The following is an 18,339-nucleotide window of genomic DNA, read 5'->3' on the forward strand; positions in this document are numbered from 1 at the left end:
CTCTCCCCATGCGGTGGCATTCCAGCACGCGGTTAGGATGATCAGGTGCGCCGAGCGGCCCGAGGCCGTTCGGCCCCAGTCGAGCACGGACCTGTGGGGGGAACACGGAATGAAGGCGCTGTCCTGGATGCGCGCGCGACCGAAGACGCTGGCGTCCGCCGCCGGCGTCACCGTCGGTGTGATCGCGATCACCACCATGGCCTTCACCTACGAAGGTTTCCCGACCACCAAGGTCGACCTGAACGACGGCGGCGTCTGGATCACCAAGACGTCGAGCCTGCTGGTCGGCCACTTCAACCACGAGTCCACGGTGCTCGACGGCGGGCTGCGCACGACGGGTGAGAACTACGACATCCTGCAGGATGCCACGAACATCCTCGTCGTCGACGAGAGCGCCTCCACGATGACCGCGGTCGATCCCGCCCGCGTCGCCCTCGGCGATTCGGCCGCGATCCCCGCCGCCTCGAAGGTCGCCCTCGGCAACCGCACCACCGCGATCCTCGATCAGAAGACCGGCGAGCTGTGGGTCGTCCCCGTGCAGGGCGTGCCCGGGTTCGAACCCGAGGTGCAGGACCCGGTAGCCGAGCTCGGCGCCGACGCCGACGTCGTGGTCGGTACCGACGGAACCGTCTACGGTCTCTCGGCCGAGCGGGGCGAGGTCGTCACGGTCCCCGTCGACGCCGAGGGCGAGGCGGGCGACCCCTCGGCCGCCTCCGTCGGCGAGATCGACACCTCCGCACGGCCCACCATCACCGTGGTCGGCACGACCCCGGTCGTGCTCGACGCCGCAGCCGGCATCGTCACCTCTCCCGGCGGCTTCCGCGCCGAACTCCCCGGGGCGAACGAGGCGGTGCTGCAGCAGGCATCCGCCGAGACGGATGCCGTCGCCATCGCCACCCCGGATGCCCTGGTGCGTCTGCCCTTCGACGGCAGCGAGCCGAGCACGACCCAGGCCGGGGGCACCGGAACGCCCACCGCGCCGGTCTGGCTGCGCGGCTGCACGTACGGCGCCTGGGCGGGGACGGCGACGTTCATCCGCGAATGCCCCGGCAGCACCAACGACGTCAACGCGACGGTCGAGGGCGCCGAGGAGTCGCAGAGCCTGGTGTTCCGCGTCAACCGCGACGTCATCATCCTCAACGACGCCGTCGGCGGTGCGGCCTGGCTGGCCGACGAGAGCCTGCAGCGCGTCGACAACTGGAACGACCTCACCCCGCCCGAGGGCGAGACCGAGAACGAGGACGACTCCACCGAGGAGACCGTCGAGACGACTCTGCCCGAGCGCAAGGAGGAGAACACCCCTCCGATCGCCGAGGACGACTCGTTCGGCGTGCGCCCCGGTGTCACGACCATGCTCCCGGTGCTCGACAACGACAACGACCCCGACGGCGACGTGCTGGTCGCGACCCTGGCCGAGGCGCAGCCGTCGATCGGAGAGATCCAGCAGGTGCAGAACGGGGGTTCGCTGCAGATCGCCGTCGCGAAGGACGCGAAGGGCTCGACGACCTTCACCTATGAGGCCGACGACGGCCGCGGTGGCAAGGACACGGCGACCGTCACGCTCACGGTGTACGACGAGAGCATCAACACCGCTCCGGTACCCAAGCGCAAGACGAGCCTCACGATCGAGACCGGCGGCACGGTCTCGTACAACATCCTCCCGGACTGGATCGATCCCGAAGGCGACGACGTCTACCTGAAGGACGTCGTCCCCGCTCCGGGTGACGAGGTCGACTTCAGCACCGACGGCCAGATCACCTACAAGGCCACCGCGAGCCTGCAGGGCCGCAAGGAGGTGCAGGTCACGGTCGCCGACGGCTACGGCGAGAGCGCGACGGCATCCCTCACCCTCGACGTGCGCCCCGAGGGATCGACGAAACCGAAGACCAACGCCGATCACGTCGTCACCCGCGTCGGCGAGCAGGTCACGGTCGCCCCGCTCGCGAACGACACCAGTTCGGGGCGCGAACCGCTGCGCCTGGGCCGGGTGAGCGAGGTGCCCGGCGCCACCGTGCTGCCCGACGCCCCGAACAAGACGTTCACCTTCACCGCCGACAACCCGGGCACCTACTACGTGCTGTACCTCGCGACGGCCGGTCCCGAGAACGGCGAGGGCATCGTGCGCGTCGACGTGCTCGAGGCGACCGAGACCGATCTGCCCCCGGTCGCCGTGCGCGACGTCGCACTTCTGCCCACCGGTGGCGACGTGCTCGTGGGTGTGCTCGCGAACGACGTCGACCCCGCGGGCGGCATCCTCGTCGTGCAGTCGGTGTCGATCGAGGAGGACTCCGGCATCTCGGTGTCGGTCATCAACCACGAGACGCTGCGCATCACCGACCAGGGTGCGCTGACCGATCAGGCGCGCATCACGTACCGCATCTCGAACGGCTCGAAGTCGGCCGAGGGCGAGGTCGTGGTCATCCCGATCCCGGCGCCCGACAAGTTGCTCCAACCCGTCGTGAACGACGACACCGCGACCGTGCGCGCGGGTGACGTCGTCACGATCCCGGTGCTCGACAACGACACTCACCCGAACGACGACGTGCTGCACGTCGTGCCCGAGCTCGTGGAGCCGCTCGTCGACCCCGAGGACGGCGAGGCCTTCGTGTCGCAGGACACGGTGCGCTTCAAGGCCGGCCCGGTCGCGAAAACGGTCTACCTGACCTACGAAGCCGTCGATTCGCGTCAACAGAAGGATGCCGGCTACGTCACCATCCAGATCCTGCCGGTCGACGAGGAGACGAACGCCGCTCCGCGCCCGCAGGACCTCGTGGCGCGGGTGCTCGCCGGGTCGACCGCCAACATCGCGGTGCCGCTCGATGGCATCGACGCCGACGGCGACTCGGTCGAGCTGATCGACATCGCCTCGAACCCGACCAAGGGCCGCATCACCGAGACCGCGCAGAACTACTTCACCTACGAGGCCTTCGACGGCTCGGCCGGTGTCGACGTGTTCAAGTACCGGGTGCGCGATCGCCTCGGCAAGGAGGGCATCGCGACGATCCGCGTCGGCATCGCCCCCGCCGAGAAGGTCAACCAGGCGCCGTATGCGGTGAAGGATGCCGTCGTCGTGCGACCCGGTCGTGAGATCGCCGTGCCGGTGATGGAGAACGACTCCGACCCCGAGGGCGACAAGATCGTGCTGGTCGAAGACGGCCTCGAGGTGCCCACCGAGACGGGCATCGAAGCGCGCGTCTCGGGCGACCGCGTGCTCGTGCAGGCGCCGGATCGCTCCCTCGAGACCTCGCTGCAGTACACGATCCGCGACACCCGCGGCGCGACCGCGACCGCCGCCCTGCAGATCACGGTCGACGACGACGTGCCCCTGCAGGCACCGATCGCCCGCGACGACCGCGTGCGGCCCACCGACCTCACCGAGGGGACGATGGATGCCGACATCGACATCCTCGCGAACGACGAAGACCCCGACGGCACCACCGACCGGCTCGAGGTGACCCTCGGCGAGGGCGCGACGCAGCTGGAGAACGGGATGGTGCGGGTCACCGTCACGGAAGAGCTCCAGCTCATCCGCTACACCCTCACCGACCAGGACGGCCTCGAGGCATCCGCGTTCATCTTCGTGCCGGCCGAGTCCGACCTGCGCCCGATCCTCGACTCCACCGAGCCGCTCGAGGTCATGAGCGGTGAGACCAAGGAAGTGCCGCTCGCCGACTACGTCACGGTCGCCGGCGGCGGCACGGCCCGCATCACCGAGCACGCCCGCGTGAGCGCCGTGCACGCGAACGGCGCCGACCTCGTTCAGGACGAGACGACGCTGGTCTACACCTCGGCCGACGGCTACTTCGGGCAGGACGCGCTCACCTTCGAGGTCACCGACGGCACCGGGCCCGACGACCCCGAGGGGCGCAAGGCCACGCTGAGCATCCCGATCAACGTGCTGCCGCCCGACAACCAGCAGCCCGAATTCATCGGCACCGAGATGGTCGTCGCCGCGGGCGAGGACCCTGTGAGCCTCGATCTCGTGCCGCTGACGACCGACCCCGATCCCGAAGACGCCGGCGTGCACACGTACAAGTACGTCAGCGGCGCGGGCGACGGCATCAGCGCGCGCATCGACGGACAGGAGCTGCTCGTCGAGGCGGGATCGGACGTCGCGAAGGGCACGGTCGCCTCGCTCAAGCTCGAGATCTCCGACGGCACGACCGACCCCGTCGAGGGCACGGTGACGGTGCGCGTCGGGGCATCGACGCGTCCGCTCCCGGCCGCCAACACCGACACGATCTCGGAGGCCGACCAGGGCAAGAGCATCACGGTGCCCGTGCTCGCGAACGACTTCAACCCGTTCCCCGAGACGCCGCTCAAGCTCATGAACGCGTCGACCGAGTCGGGGTCGGGCGGTGCCGAGGTGCAGGGCGACGAGGTCGTGGTGACTCCCGCCGCGGACTTCGTCGGCACCATGGTCGTGCGCTACCGCATCCAGGACGCCACGAAGGACCCCGACCGCGAGGCCAACGGCCAGATCATCGTGACCGTGCAGGGTGTGCCGGATGCCCCGGGCACCCCCACCGTGTCGAGCGTGCAGGACCGCACGGTCGTCGTCTCGTACGGCGCACCCTCGAACAACGGCGCTGAGATCACGAAGTACACGGTGCGCTCGGTGACCGGCAATCCGTACTCGAAGGAGTGCGGCTCGACGACCTGCACCCTCGACGGCCTCACCAACAACGTCGAGTACTCGTTCCAGGTCACGGCCACCAACCGCGTCGGCGAGTCCGAGCCCTCGGGCGGCTCGGCGATCGCGCGGCCGGACGCGCGCCCCGACACCCCGAACCCGCCGACTCTGAAGTTCGGCGACAAGTCGCTCGACGTGAGCTGGCAGACGCCCACCACCCCGGGGTCGCCGGTCGAGAGCTACACCCTCGAGATCTCGCCCGCCCCGCCGTCCGGCGTGACGCAGAAGCAGGTCACGGGCAACTCCATGACCTGGGAGGGCCTCGAGAACGGCGGCAACTACCAGGTGCGCGTTCAGGCCCACAACCGTGCGCCCGAGCCGTCCAGCTGGAGCGGATGGTCGGCATCCGAGATCCCGGCAGGGCCCCCGATGCCCGCCGCCGCGCCCACGACCGCCGAGATCCAGGGCGTCGGCAACCAGGCGCAGATGCAGGTCTCGTGGGAGCCCGGCAGCGCCAACGGTGACGCGATCGACTCCTTCCAGCTCGAGGTGTGGGAGGGCAACACCCTCCGCAACACCCTCACTCCGAATGCCGGAGCGCGCACGCAGGCTGTCACCGTCGCGACGTCGGAGACGCCGTACACCTACCGCGTCCGCGCGATCAACAAGGCGGGCTGGGGTGAGTGGAGCCCGATGTCGGCGCCGCGCCGTGGCGTCAACAAGCCCAGTGCGCCGTCGTTCTCGTCGGTCACCGACGGCGACCGGGCACTCACGCTCTCGTGGACGCCGGGTGCGCTCAACGGCGCGAAGAGCAGCGAGGTCCAGCACCAGTACTCGCTCAACGGCGGGGGGAGCTGGGCAGGCATCCCGGGCAACAACGTGATCTCGGGCCTCACCAACGGCACGACCTACAACGTGGTGCTGCGCTCGGTCTCGACCGTCGACGGCACGACCTACGCCAGCGACGGCTCTGCCACGCGGTCGGGCCGTCCCTACGGGCCGCTCAGCCAACCCGGCCTCTCGACGCAGCAGAACGCCACCAGCGTGACGTTCTCGTGGAACGGCAACCAGTCGATGAACGGCCGCGAGCTGAGCTCGGTGCAGATCCGGATCGACGGCGGCGGATGGGAGGGCGTCGGCGCGACCGGCTCGCGCACGGTCGGCAACGGCTACAGTCAGCAGCACTCCATCACGGTGCGCGTGACGGACTCCGCCGGTCAGACGATCGAACGATCCGCCAGTGAGACCTCCGGCTCGAAGCCGCCGCCCAAGGCCTGGGTCACCTCGAGCGGCAACGCGAACGGCCAGCCCAACTGCAACGACGGCACCTGCTCGTACTTCTACGTCACGATGCGCGACTTCCCGCCCAACAAGACGATGTACCTGCAGTGCGCGAGCAACGCTCCCGCACCGTACGGCGGCACGTTCGGCGGCCGCAACGTCACGACCGATGGCAACGGCAACTACGAGGAGCGGATCGGCTGCTACCTCGGCATGCGCCGCGGCACGATCGAGGCCTGGGTCGTCATCGACGGCACGGCCTACGAGCACAGGGTCTGGCAGTGATGCCGCACCACGCCCCCGCACACGAAGACACCCCACGAGAACAGGGAACGACACACTCATGACCATGACTCCCGAGCAGGCCACCTGGTTCCAGGGCACCTTCCACCGTCTCGTCGAGAACGTCGACAAGGCGGTGCAGGGCAAGCAGGAGATCGTGGGCCTGGTGATCTCCGCGATGCTCGCCGAAGGGCACGTGCTGCTCGAGGATGCGCCGGGGACGGGCAAGACGAGCCTCGCGAAGGCTCTCGCCGCCACCGTGCAGGGCACCAGCGCGCGCATCCAGTTCACCCCCGACCTGCTGCCGTCCGACGTGACCGGCGTCACGATCTACGACCAGCAGCAGCACCGGTTCGAGTTCCACAAGGGGCCGATCTTCGCGTCGATCGTGCTCGCCGACGAGATCAACCGCGCCTCGCCGAAGACGCAGTCCGCCCTCCTCGAGGTCATGGAGGAGTCGCGCGTCACCGTCGACGGCGTCACGCACGAGACCGGGCGCCCGTTCCTCGTCATCGCGACGCAGAACCCCATCGAGCAGGCCGGAACCTACAAGCTCCCCGAGGCCCAGCTCGACCGCTTCCTCATCAAGACGTCGATCGGCTACCCCGACCTCGCCGTCACCGAGAGCATCCTGGCCGGGGCATCCGACCGCAACCCCTCCGCCGGCCTCGGCGCGATCATCACCACCAGCGCGGTCGCCGACATGGCCGACCTCGCCGCGACCGTGCACGTCGAGCCCGCAGTGCTGCGGTACACCGCCGAGCTCGCCGAGGCGACCCGCACCGACTCGGCGACCCGCCTCGGAGTCTCGGTGCGCGGGGCGATCGCGATGATCCGCATCGCGAAGGTCTGGGCCGCCGCCCACGGTCGCCACTTCGTGCTGCCCGACGACATCAAGGTCCTCGCCCGCCCCGTCTGGCAGCACCGCATGCTGCTCGACGCCGAGGCCGAATTCGCCGGGACGTCGAGTGAGACCGTGATCGCCCGGGTTCTCGACTCCGTGGCGGCCCCGCAGGCGCGAACGGCGGCCTGATGACCACGGAGGCCCTGCAGAGCACGCAACCCACGATCGACCGCGACGCCGGCTGGCGCGACATCGCGGCGGTCTTGGCTGTGCGGATGCTCGCGCGCCTCCGTCTCATCGCGCAGGCGGTGCGCCCGCTCGCGTGGGTGCTCATGGGCCTGGCGGTCGGATTCTGGATCCTCGGGCAGGTCGCCGGGTGGGCGGAGTTCACGATCACCGCCCTCGTCATCGCGATCGTCGTCGCGCTGTGCGCTCTGTTCCTCATCGGCCGCACGGCCTACGACGTCTCGCTCGACCTCGCCCGCACCCGGGTCGTGGTGGGGGAGCGGGCGATCGGCGCCCTGAAGCTCGCCAACCTCGGAACGCGCGCCATCCTGCCCTCGCGCGTGGTGCTGCCGGTGGGGTCGGGACGAGGAGAGTTCGGCATCCAGCGCCTCGCCCCGGGAGCCGAGGCCGAGGAGCTCTTCGCGATCCCGACGCAGAAGCGCGGCGTCGTGAAGGTCGGTCCGGTGAGCGTCGTGCGCGGCGATCCGCTCGGTCTCTTCGAGCGCGCCCGCCGCAGCGACGACCCGGTCGACCTGTTCGTGCACCCGCGCACGATCCTCTTCGACGGTCAGTCGCTCGGCTTCCTGCGCGACCTCGAGGGGATGCCGGCGGCCGACCTGTCGCGCGACGACGTCTCGTTCCACGCCCTCCTCGAGTACCAGCCCGGCGACGACCTGCGTCACGTGCACTGGAAGTCGACCGCCCGCACCGGCACCATGATGGTGCGGCAGTACGAGGAGACCCGTCGTTCGCACTTCGTGATCGGCCTCTCGCGCTCGACCGGCGACTACGCCCGTGACGAGGACTTCGAGCTCGCGATCTCGGCCGCCGGATCGATCGGCCTGCGCGCGCTGCGCGATTCGCAGCGCGTCGACATGCGGGTGCAGGGCAGGGAGCTGCCCTCGAGCACCGGCAAGCAGCTGCTCGACTCGCTCTCGGCCGTCGAGAACTCCAAGCCCCGCGAGGGCGGCATCGCCGAACTCGCCGGCGTGCTCGCCGCGAGCATGCCGCTCGCCAGCATCGTCGTGCTGGTGTGCGGATCGAAGGTGCGCACCGAAGATCTGCGGCTCGCGTGCGCGCGGCTGCCCTTCGGCGCGCGGGTGCTCGCGATCGTCACCGACTCCACGCTCTCCTCGCCCGAGCTGCGGCGCATCGGCGACGCCGACGTCGTCACGGTCGGCGCGCTCGAGCAGATCCCCCTCGCCCTGCAGAAGGTGCTCGCATGACCGCGCCCGCGATCCCGGCCGCGCCGACCGCCCTTCCGCTGCGTCGCTGGATCCTCGATCTCCTCGCCACCGCCCTGCTCGTCGGCGCGATACTCCTCGGCTTCTGGCCGACCTTCGCCGGCGGGTCGTTCCTGCCCGCGGCGATCGGCGGACTCCTCCTCGGCCTGGCGGTCGCCGGCGTCTCGGCCTGGCGTCGCTGGGGCATCCTGATCGTCACCGGTCTCACGATCGCGGTGTATTTCGTCTTCGGTGGGGCGCTCGCGTTGCCCGGCACGACCATCGCCGGTTTCGTGCCCACGCTCGAGACGCTCCAGAAGCTCGCGCTGGGAGTGGTGACGTCGTGGAAGCAGATGCTCACGACCGTCGCCCCGGTCTCGGCCGCCGACGGCCACCTGCTCGTACCGTTCCTGCTGGCCCTCGTGGCGTCGACCGTCACGGCCTCGCTCGCTCTTCGGCTGTCGAACGTGGCCTGGGCGCTGATCCCCGCGGGCACGCTGCTCGTGCTGGTGATCGCGCTCGGCACTCCCGAGGCGGCGTTCCCGATCGTGCAGGGACTCGTGTTCGCGGTCGTGGCCATCGCCTGGCTGGCACTGCGTCAGCTGTGGGCCCCGCAGAACTCGGCCGTCTCGGTGAGCGAGGTCGACCCCTCGCGTGCCGCTCACATGCGCCTGCGCCGGTTGCTGGCCGGAGCGGCCGTGCTCGCGATCGCCGCGGGAGCGGGCATCGCCTCGTCGGCCATCGCCGCTCCCGCCGAGACCCGCCACGTGTTCCGCGACGTGATCATCCCGCCGTTCGACATCCGCGATTACCCGAGCCCGCTGCAGGCGTTCCGCAAGAACGTGCGCGACGAGAAGGTCAAGACGCTCTTCACCGTGCGGGGCCTGCCCGAGAAGGCGCGCATCCGCATCGCGGTCATGGACCAGTTCGACGGCATGGTCTACAACGTCACCGACGGGGGACCGGGGTCGTCGAGCGCGTTCACTCCGCTGCGCTCCGACATGTCGCCCGAGGCCGAGGGAATCCCGGTCACGCTGCAGGTCGAGATCGCCGAGTACGGCGGCGTGTGGGTTCCGGATGCCGGTGCGGTCTCCGAGATCGAGTACACGGGCGACCGTGCCGAGGAGCTGCGCCGCGGCACGTTCTACAACACCGAGACCGGCACCGCAGTGGCGACGCCCCGGCTCACGGCGGGCGACACCTACACGGTCGACACCGTCATCCCGAACGAGATCGACGACGACCGGCTCGCCGAGGTCGCGTTCGGCAACGTCACCCAGCCCAAGCAGAGCAACGTGCCCGAGGAGCTCACCTCGCTCGCGGCCGAGACGGTCGCGGATGCCGAGTCCCCGATCGAGCAGGTGCGGGCGCTCGAGACGATGCTGGCCGACGGCGGGTTCTTCAGCCACGGCCTGGAGGGCGAGGTCATCTCGCGCGCCGGCCACACGGCCGAGCGCATCTCGACCCTCGTGGGCGGCGACCAGATGATCGGCGATGACGAGCAGTACGCCGTCGCGATGGCGCTGCTCGCCCGCGAGGTCGGCATCCCCGCACGCGTCGTGATGGGGTACTACCCCGACGAGGAAGACGCGAAGGCCGCCGAGTTCGCCGCCACCGGCGACGACGTGCACGCCTGGGTCGAGGTGAACTTCGAGGGCGTGGGCTGGCTGCCGTTCAACCCGACTCCTCCCGAGGACCAGGTGCCGAACGACCAGAACACCAAGCCGCGCGTCGATCCGAAGCCGCAGGTGCTGCAGCCGCCGCCCCCGCCGCAGGAGCCGGTCGATCTGCCCCCGACGCTGCCCGATGACCGCAAGTCCGAGGACGAGACGCTCAACATCCTCGGCATCCTGGGCGCGATCCTCGCGATCGGCGGCATCACGCTCGCGATCCTCGCCATCCTCGCCTCGCCCTTCATCGTGATCGGTGCGTGGAAGGCGGCCAAGCGCCGTGCGCGTCGCAGCGCCGCGCGCACCTCCGACCGCATCAGCGGCGGCTGGGACGAGCTCACCGATCGCGCGACCGACTACGGCGCGCGGATCGCTCCGGGAGGCACGCGCGTCGAGGACGCCGCGACCGTCGTCGCCACGCTCGATGTGCCGAAGGCGGCCGCGCTGGCGCAACGGGCGGATGCCGAGATCTTCGGCCCGACCGATCCGACGCCCGCCGATGTCGAGGCGTTCTGGAGCGAGGTCGACGACATCGTCGGCGGCCTGGGCAAGGAGGCCGGCTTCTGGCGGCGCTGGAAGGCGCGGGCGAATCTGCGCTCGCTCCTCGGCGGAACGGCTCTCTCGCATGGCTTCCAGAACCTGAAGGATGCCGCGGCCGCCCGCGTCGCCGACTCCGCGGACGCGCGCGCACGCCGCGAACCTGGCACCATCGAGAACAACGACCGCACCACCGCCCCCGAGAGCGAGAACCCATGACCCAGCTCCCCTTCGGTCAGATCGCCCCGATCTCCCGACGCGCGGTCGCGTACCTCATCGACGCGCTTATCGCCGGCGGTCTGGCCATCGTGCTCAGCGTGGTGCTCGGCATCGCCACCGCGCTCTCGGGTGGGCTCGAGGCGTCGTTGCTCACGGTGACCATCGGCGGGCCGCTCGTCGGGCTCGTGCTGCTGGGCTGGTTCGTGGTCTACACGAACATGCAGGCCGGTGCGGGCTCCATCGGCATGCGCGCACAGGGCCTGCGCCTCGTGTCGGAGACCGACGGGTCGTCGATCGGCTTCGGCCGCGCCCTGCTGCGCAACATCATCTTCGGTCTCGCCGCCGGCATCGTCGTGGGGTACTTCACACCGCTGTTCGACGGATCGGGTCGCTTCCAGGGATGGCACGACAAGGTCGGCCGTTCGCTCGTGCTCGACGCCCGCGCCGAGGGCGGGATCGTGCCGATCGCGGCGCCGGCGACCACGGCGATGCCGACCGTCGACGGTGCGTCGCCGACGTCCCTCGCGCCGACCGCTCCGTCGCAGCCGCCCGCGATCCCGGGTCTGCCCCACCCCGGATCGTACGGGGCCCCGCATGCCCCGACCCCCCACGCGTCGGCCTCGCACGCTGCGGTCTCGCCCTACGCACCGCCGGCCGCTCCCGGTCAGGCGCCCGCTACTCCTCCCGCAGCCGCGGGGGTTCCGCAGAGCCCGCCCGCTCCGGCCGAGGCCTACGCGCCGTCGGCGCCCGTGTTCCCCGCCCCGGCGACGCCGGTGGCACCGGCCGCGCCGATCGGCGAGGGCGGCGACCTGATCGCCTTCGTCCCCGGCGTGACGCAGGATGCTCCGCCCCGCCCGCCGCAGCCCCCGGCCTCGGCCCCCGTCGAGCCCGAGCCCGTCGCCCCGGCATCCGCGCCGACGCCGCCCGCGCCCCCGGCGCCGGCCGCCGCACCGGCGCCTGCCGCGCCCGCCCCGGCGGCGCCGGCCGCGCCGGCTGCGCCCGCCCCGGCACCGCTCGTCGACGACCCCGACGTCGAGTCGACCCGCATCAGCATCCCCGGGCACCGTCTCGTCTTCACGTGGGACGACGGCACCCGCGTCTCCGTCTCGCGGCGCACGGTCTTCGGCCGCAACCCCTCCCCGGAGGAGGGCGCGGCGACGGTCGCGGTGCGCGACGAGACGCTCTCGCTGTCGAAGACGCACTTCGAGGCCGCCGCCGAGACCTCGGGCGGATGGGTGCTCGATCGCCACTCGACCAACGGCACCACGATCGTGCGCGAGGGTCAGCGCATCGCCTGCCCGCCCGGTCAGCGCGTGCCGATCCGGCTCGGTGACGCGATCGAGATCGGCGACCGCATCGTCACGGTCGGGGGCTACGCATGAGGCCCGGACTGGTCGTCTCGTCGGGCGCGGCGACGCACGCGGGTCTGCGCCGACCGCTCAACGAGGACGCCTACCTCGCCACCTCGCCCGTGTTCGTCGTCGCCGACGGCATGGGTGGGCATGAGGCGGGGGAGCGCGCGAGCGCGGCCGTCATCGCCGAGTTCGCCTTCTCGATCGGGCGCGCGGCGCTCGAACTCGACGACGTGCGCCGGGCGCTGGCCACGGCCCGCGAGCGTGTCGAAGAGCTGTCGACCTCGGGCAACGGCCGTGCGGGCACGACGCTCAGCGGCGTCGTGATCGCCGATGTCGACGGCATGGGCTACTGGCTCGCGGTGAACATCGGAGACTCGCGCACCTACCGCTTCGCCGACCGCGAGCTCGAGCAGATCACCGTCGACCACTCGGTCGTGCAGGAACTCATCGAGGCGGGCGAGCTCACGCCGCTCGACGCGCTCACCGATCGTCGGCGCAACATCATCACCCGGGCGATCGGCGCCTCCAGCACCGGCGACGCGGACTACTGGATGTTCCCGGCCGAGCTGGGCGATCGGATGCTGGTGTGCTCCGACGGCCTCACCTCGGAGGTGTCGGACGAGCGGATCCGCGACATCCTCGGCACGACGCCCGACCCGCAGCGGGCTGCCGACGCGCTCATCGAGGCGGCCGTGGCCGCCGGCGGGCGCGACAACATCACCGTCGTCATCGCCGATGCCGTCTCGGTCGCCTCGCGCCCGGGCACACTGCTCGCCACCGACGACGACATCGACATGAACACGCGTCCGCGTGAAGCCGCAGCAGGAGGGGGTCGCTGATGCAGACCATCTATCGCCCGGGCCAGTGGAATCTCATCGTGATCCCCGGCGCGCTCGTCGCGCTGCCGCCGGATGCCCCGACCGAGGTCGTGTCGACCCTCTGGGAGCGGCTCCCCGCGCACAAGACGCTGGCGACGGTGGTCGACGTGCTCACGACGCAGGCGGGCGGATCGTTCACCGCGCTGCCGCCGTTCGTCGCGGCGGTCGCCGAGGGCGCCGATGTGCGCATCGCGCTGCGCGGCGGGGTCGCCGCCCGAGTGACCGCGGCCGACGGTGCGCACGAACTCTCCGGCGCCGAGGTGACGACGTGGAGCGAGCGCTTCATCGGCGGAGCCACGCGCATCGAGATCACCGTCGAGACCGTCGAGGGCGACGCGGGCCTGCCGGTGCATACCGGAATCGTGCGCGCGGCCGCGGTGAGCGCCGATCTCGAATCCGACGACGCCGCTCCGCTGACGGGTGCGCTCGGGCCGGCGCCGGTCGTCGTCGCCACGCACGAGGGCGCCTCGGCCACGGCGCTCGCCGCAGCCCCGGTGCCGCTCGCCCTGTTCGGAGGTGCAGCGCTCGGCGGTGCAGCGCTCGGAGCGGATGCCGCCGTCAGCACCCCGCTCGTCGGTGCCGTCCCGGTGCCCCCGGTCGTGTCGCCCCCGGTCGTGACGCCACCGCCCGTGCCCTCGGCCGTGACGCCTCCGGCCGCGCCCCCCGTGCCTGATGCTCCCGTGCCTGATGCTCCCGTGGCTGAGCCGCCGGTCGCGCCGGTGACCGAGGAGATCCCCGAGCAGTCCTCCGACTCGGCTCCTCTGCCCGTCATCGAGGATGCCACCCTGGTGCCCACCGAAGACACGATCACCCCCGACGACGACGACATCTTCGACCAGCTCTTCGGGGCGACGGTACACACCGCACCGGCGCCGGCCGATGCCCCGCTGGTGCCGCCGCTCCCCGCCCAGGGCGACCACGACGGCGCGACGATCTCGGCCGCCGAACTGCGCGCCCTGCGGCAGCAGCCCGCCTCGGCCGACGAGACGCCGACCGCCGTGCTGCCCGTGGCGGGAGCATCCGACGGTCCGACCATCGGCCGTCTGCGGGTGTCGAGCGGACAGGTCGTCGAACTCGACCGCACCGTGATCATCGGGCGTCGTCCGCGCTCCACGCGGGCCAGCGGGGCGAGCCTCCCGCACCTGATCGCGGTCGAGAGCCCGCAGCAGGACATCTCCCGCAGCCACCTCGAGGTGCGCCCCGAGGGCGACACCGTGGTCGTGATCGACCTGCACACCACGAACGGGTCGACGCTGCTGCGTCCGGGCGCCGACCCCGTGCGCCTGCACCCGGGGGAGCAGACGCTCGTGCTCACCGGCGACGTGGTGGACCTCGGCGACGGGATCACCGTCGCCTTCGAGGACCTGCCGTGAATCGTCGCCCGTCACCGCCGCCCGTCCTTCCCGGCTTCACCTACGTGGAGCCGCTGGGCACGGGCGGCTTCGCCGACGTCTTCCTCTACGAGCAGGAGATGCCGCGCCGTCGGGTCGCCGTGAAGGTGCTGCTCGCCGACCGCATCTCGAGCGGGTCCGCCCAGGAGTTCGCCGACGAGGCCAACGTCATGGCGATGCTCTCGACGCACCCCGCGATCGTCACGATCTACCAGGCCGGTGTCGCGGGCGACGGCCGCCCGTACCTCGTCATGGAGTACTGCCCGCGCCCGAACCTGCAGCTGCGCGCCCGCAAGGAGCCGTTCTCGGTCGCCGAGGCGCTGCGCGTCGGCGTGCAGGTCGCCGGCGCCGTCGAGACGGCGCATCGCGCCGGGGTGCTGCACCGCGACATCAAGCCCGCGAACATCCTCGTCACCGAGTACAACCGCCCTGCCCTCACCGACTTCGGCATCGCGTCGACCACCGGTGCGACGACCGAGGCATCCGGCATGTCGATCCCGTGGTCGCCGCCCGAGTCGTTCGCCGAGCCGCCCACGAGCGGCCCGCGCACCGACGTCTGGGCACTCGGAGCGACGCTGTTCACGCTGCTCGCCGGGCGCTCGCCGTTCGAGCGACCGGGCGAGCGCAACTCCAGCGCCGACCTCATCGAGCGCATCGAGCGCGCGGCCCTGCCGCACCTCGGCCGAGCCGACTCCCCGGAGAGCCTCCAGCGGCTGCTCGAGCGGGCCATGGCGAAGAACCCCGACGACCGGTTCCCGAGCGCGGTCGCGTTCGCGCGGGCGTTGCAGAAGGTCCAGATCGAGCTGTCGCACTCGGTCACCCCGATCGACATCGTCGACGAGCATCCGTCCGCCGAAGAGCTCGAAGACGACGACGACGGCCTGACCCGGGTGCGCGAGGTCGTCAGCATCGACCCCGACGTGGCCACGTCGACGCGGCCCTCGGCCACGACGCAGCGCCACATGCCGCCGCGCACGCCGGAGGTGCCCCGCTTCGACGCACCTGTCGCGCCCTCGGCGTTCGAGCAGACGCAGCTGCGCCCCTCGGCCGTGCCGGTGCCCCCGCCCGTCCCCGACGACGAGCACACGCTGCTCCGCGCGCCGCAGGTGGTCGCGCCCGAGACCCCGGCGTTCGTCCCGGCTCCGCCGACACCCGGTTCCCCGGCGGCTCCCGCACCCGCGGCGACGGGTGCCCGGCGCTCGCGCGCGGGTCTCTGGATCGGTCTCGCCGCCGCAGCGGTGGTGCTCGTGATCGGCGGAATCGTCGGACTCAACCTGCTCGTCGCGGGTCTCGAGCCCGAACCCGCCCCTCAGGCATCCGAAGACGCGCAGCCGCAGGACGTCGTGCCGGACGTGGTGCCCACGCTCGCCGCGCCGACCGGCACGCGGGAGGGCTCGACCGTCACGTTCACCTGGACGAACCCTTCTCCGCAGGAGGGCGACAGCTACCTCTGGCACCAGGTGCGCCTCGACGACGTCGGCGAGCAGAAGCAGACCGCGGAGACGACGGTGCAGGTCGAGAGCCCGGCGGGCGATATCGTGTGCATCGAAGTGATGCTTCGGCGCGAGGACGGAAGAGCCTCGGAGCCGGTACGGGGGTGCGTGGAGTGAGCGGTACGACCGGAGTGACCGTCGAGTTCGCCGGGGAGTACTTCCCCATCGAGCGCGGGGGACGATTCATCGTGGGCAGGGAGGGGGATCTCGAGCTCGACGACAATCTCTTCCTGCACCGGCATTTCCTCGAGATCACGGATGCCGACGGGCTGTGGTGGCTGTCGAACGTCGGCACGCGGCTGACGGCGACCGTGACCGATTCGGCCGGCGGGGTACAGGCCTGGCTCGCGCCCGGGGCACGGTTGCCCCTGGTGTTCGAGAAGACCACGGTGGTCTTCAGCGCGGGGCCGACGACCTACGAGCTCACCCTGCACGCCGCCGAGCCCGCGTTCCGCGCGACCCGGCGCGACCACGACGACGGCGGTGCGTCGACCATCGGGGACGTGCCCCTGACCCTCAGTCAGAAGCTGCTGATCCTCGCGCTCGCCGAGCCGCAGCTGCGCCGCGACGGCACGGGCATGAGCGACATCCCCACGTCGGTGAAGGCCGCCGAGCGCCTGGGCTGGACCGTCACCCGCTTCAACCGCAAGCTCGACAACGTGTGCGACAAGTTCGACCGCGTGGGCGTGCCCGGTATGCGCGGAGGGCAGCGCAGCTTCGCCACCAACCGCCGTGCCCGCCTCGTCGAGCACGTGATCGCCTCGCGCCTCGTCAGTCGCGAAGACCTCCCGCTGCTCGACATCTCGCACGCCGACGAGGTCGAAGGGGAGCAGGAGTGATCTGGGAGATCAACGACGGCGCGTCCGTCGTCGAGGGTCTCGACGCGCACGGACGCCCGGATCCCGCCTACGCCGCCTCGCTCGGGCTGCTGCCCGCGCGCAAGGGATCGCGCGTGCTCGCCTCGCTCCTCGAGGCGGCCGTCGCCGTGCTCCTCGCCCTGCCCGCCCTCATCGTGCTGCCTCCGATCCTCGCCGACATCGCCTCCGGCGGGTTCGACGTCGATGCGTTCTTCGCCCGGGGCGACCTGGTCTGGGTGATCGTCGCGCTGGCCGTCTCGCAGGTGCTGACCCTGGCCTACGTGATCGTGCAACTGGTGATGCACGGGCGAAAGGGTGTGACGCTGGGCAAGGCGGTGTGCGGCATCCGCTCGGTGAACGTGCGCACCCTCGAACGCCCGAAGTTCTGGCGCGGAGCGGTCGTGCGCTACCTCGTCGCCTACGCCTCGCTCATCGTGCCCGTGATCGGCCCGGTGCTCGTGATCGCCCTGTCGCCGCTCTTCGACATCGAACGTCGCGGGCGCGGGTGGCTCGACCTCGCCGCCGGCACCTGGTTCGTCGACGTGCGCCGGGGCCTCAACCCCTACGACCAGAAGCGCATGCGCATCGCCCGCAAGAGCGTCAAGATCTCGGAGCACGAGGAGAGGGCGCCGCTGCCCTCGCTCGCCACCCCGGTCGACCGTGACGCCCCCGCCGAGTACGTGCCGAGCGCGCGTCTCTCCGGCGGGGTCATCGGCGCGCATCGGTCGCAGACGCCGCAGCCGGAGAAGACGGATGCCGCCGCTCCGGGCTCGATGGTCGCGGCGGTGCCGCCGTCGCTCGCGACCGGCGCCCCTCCCGCGTTCCCGGTCGCCCCGGCCGCAGCTCCCGCTCCGGCCGTGCCCTCGCCCGCACCGCCGGCCTCGGTGCCGGCCGGGCCCGTCGTGCCCCCGCCCCAGGCGCCGGCGGCCCCCGCGCCGGGACCCGCCGTCGCGCAGCCCGCCGCCCCGGCGGCAGCCGAACCCGGCCCCGCGGTCGCGGCTCCGGCAGCGCCCGCTTCGGCGGCGCCCGCTCCGGCATCGCCTTCTCCGGCAGTGCCCGCTCCGGCATCCGTTCCCCGGGCCGACGCCGGCGACGGCATCCGCGCCGTGCTCGTGCTCGACTCGGGCGCGCGCGTCGAGGTGCGCGGAACCACGCTGTTCGGCCGCTCGCCCGCCGCCGCGGCGGGCGAGGGGGAGGCGCAGCTGATCCCCGTTCCCGATGAGACCCGGTCGGTCTCGAAGACCCATGTGGCCGTGATGCCCGCGCGCCGCGGTGTGTTCGTGGTCGACCGTGCGTCGACGAACGGGAGCGCGATCATCCGCGACGGAGCCGAGACGCCGCTCGTCGCCGGGCACCCCGCCGAGCTGCGCACGGGCGACACCGTGCGCTTCGGCGACCGCACGATGCGGGTGGAACACGCATGACCGGGGCCGAGTGCCCCACCGCCGGAA

10 protein-coding genes are annotated in these 18,339 nt (G+C 71.6%); all 10 read left to right on the forward strand.

Translation table 11 applies throughout. The annotated features are described in order from the left end of the window. The first annotated feature begins 109 nt into the window (after positions 1–109). From KV396_RS09095 to KV396_RS09140, 10 genes are read left to right on the forward strand one after another with little or no spacing between them, the layout of a single operon-like run. Positions 110–6,199, forward strand: coding sequence for an Ig-like domain-containing protein (locus tag KV396_RS09095; RefSeq protein WP_247955507.1), 6,090 nt, complete (start codon positions 110–112; stop codon positions 6,197–6,199). Positions 6,200–6,257: 58 nt separating this feature from the next. Continuing rightward, entirely contained in the window at positions 6,258–7,229 is a 972-nt protein-coding gene (locus tag KV396_RS09100; RefSeq protein ID WP_247623542.1) for an AAA family ATPase, read from the forward strand. Next, on the forward strand, positions 7,229–8,491 hold the full coding sequence (locus tag KV396_RS09105) for a DUF58 domain-containing protein (RefSeq protein WP_247955508.1): 1,263 nt from the start codon (positions 7,229–7,231) through the stop codon (positions 8,489–8,491). The genes KV396_RS09100 and KV396_RS09105 overlap by 1 nt, the downstream gene beginning before the upstream one ends. After that, entirely contained in the window at positions 8,488–10,914 is a 2,427-nt protein-coding gene (locus KV396_RS09110) for a transglutaminase domain-containing protein (protein ID WP_247955509.1), read from the forward strand. Before KV396_RS09105 ends, KV396_RS09110 begins: the two co-directional genes overlap by 4 nt. Next, entirely contained in the window at positions 10,911–12,296 is a 1,386-nt protein-coding gene (locus KV396_RS09115; protein WP_247955510.1) for an RDD family protein, read from the forward strand. Before KV396_RS09110 ends, KV396_RS09115 begins: the two co-directional genes overlap by 4 nt. Continuing rightward, positions 12,293–13,108 (forward strand): PP2C family protein-serine/threonine phosphatase, encoded by an 816-nt coding sequence (locus tag KV396_RS09120; RefSeq protein WP_247623538.1) that lies wholly within the window; start codon positions 12,293–12,295, stop codon positions 13,106–13,108. Before KV396_RS09115 ends, KV396_RS09120 begins: the two co-directional genes overlap by 4 nt. Next, complete coding sequence (locus tag KV396_RS09125) at positions 13,108–14,520, forward strand: FHA domain-containing protein (protein WP_247955511.1); 1,413 nt, start codon at positions 13,108–13,110, stop codon at positions 14,518–14,520. The genes KV396_RS09120 and KV396_RS09125 overlap by 1 nt, the downstream gene beginning before the upstream one ends. Continuing rightward, positions 14,517–16,148 carry a serine/threonine-protein kinase gene (locus KV396_RS09130; protein WP_247955512.1) on the forward strand — a complete coding sequence of 544 codons (1,632 nt, stop codon included), beginning with the start codon at positions 14,517–14,519 and terminating at the stop codon, positions 16,146–16,148. Before KV396_RS09125 ends, KV396_RS09130 begins: the two co-directional genes overlap by 4 nt. Next, a complete protein-coding gene (locus KV396_RS09135) occupies positions 16,145–16,870 on the forward strand; it encodes a hypothetical protein (RefSeq protein ID WP_372491565.1) in 726 nt (241 codons plus the stop codon). The genes KV396_RS09130 and KV396_RS09135 overlap by 4 nt, the downstream gene beginning before the upstream one ends. Continuing rightward, positions 16,867–18,312 carry an RDD family protein gene (locus KV396_RS09140; protein ID WP_247955513.1) on the forward strand — a complete coding sequence of 482 codons (1,446 nt, stop codon included), beginning with the start codon at positions 16,867–16,869 and terminating at the stop codon, positions 18,310–18,312. The genes KV396_RS09135 and KV396_RS09140 overlap by 4 nt, the downstream gene beginning before the upstream one ends. Positions 18,313–18,339 lie beyond the last annotated feature (27 nt).

Origin of the sequence: Microbacterium galbinum (genome assembly GCF_023101185.1) — a bacterium.
Lineage (GTDB): Bacteria > Actinomycetota > Actinomycetes > Actinomycetales > Microbacteriaceae > Microbacterium > Microbacterium galbinum.